The organism is Moraxella sp. VT-16-12 (genome assembly GCF_002224245.2).
Classification (GTDB): Bacteria; Pseudomonadota; Gammaproteobacteria; order Pseudomonadales; family Moraxellaceae; genus Moraxella.
Genome location: NZ_NKHK02000043.1, coordinates 1 through 416, shown reverse-complemented (window position 1 = coordinate 416; position 416 = coordinate 1). Strand labels below are relative to the sequence as shown.

Here is a 416-nt window from a genome sequence, read left to right as displayed (position 1 = left end):
TGGGTGCGTGGGACCAGCGAAGCACAAGCAGACAAGGTGCTGGATTTAATTCAAGGACAAATCAGCCAAAGTCATCTTGACCAATCTTTACGCACGCCAATTGCAAAAATCGGTGGGCTTGAAAGCGGACTAAACGGCATTAAAGGGCAAATTCCAACCCTACAAAGTGCCATCAGTACTATCAACGGACAACTGCCCACGCTAAATAACAAGATTGCTACCGCTGAGCATCATTTGCAGACTGCTCAAAACACACTACAAACGGCAGTTACCAATATCGCCACTGAACGAAACCGCATTAGCAGTGCTATCCGTGATATTAGTGCTTTACAGTCTGCCAACAATGCAAAGACACAAGAAATCGCCAATTTAACCCAAACCGTGAGCGGTCATACGTCTAGCATTCGTGAATTGGG

General features: G+C 46.2%; 1 protein-coding gene. It reads left to right on the top strand.

Annotated features, from left to right (window positions below; translation table 11 throughout):
• A partial coding sequence (locus tag CEW93_RS10675) for a hypothetical protein (RefSeq protein WP_146416677.1) occupies positions 1 to 416 on the top strand: 416 nt, incomplete at both ends.